General features: G+C 51.7%; 1 rRNA gene. It reads left to right on the top strand.

Annotated features, from left to right (window positions below):
- Positions 1 to 110 (top strand): 5S ribosomal RNA (gene rrf, locus M3212_RS22490); the annotation flags it as partial.
- Positions 111 to 211: the final 101 nt, after the last annotated feature.

The raw sequence follows: 211 nt of genomic DNA, 5'->3' as shown, positions 1-211 counted from the left end.
GGCGATAGCGAAGAGGTCACACCCGTTCCCATGCCGAACACGGTCGTTAAGCTCTTCAGCGCCGATGGTAGTTGGGGGCTTCCCCCTGCAAGAGTAGGACGTTGCCGGGCGATAAAGTACAATCCAAACGGATTGTACTTTTTTTATTGCACAAAAGATAACGCACAAGGCCTGAAGAGCACTCGTTCGGAAGAACGAGCAGCTTCTATGA

Origin of the sequence: Halalkalibacter oceani (assembly GCF_023715705.1) — a bacterium.
Lineage (GTDB): Bacteria > Bacillota > Bacilli > Bacillales > Bacillaceae_D > Halalkalibacter > Halalkalibacter oceani_A.
The sequence above is the reverse complement of the archived record's forward strand: the minus strand, read 5'-3'. Positions and strand labels throughout refer to the sequence as shown.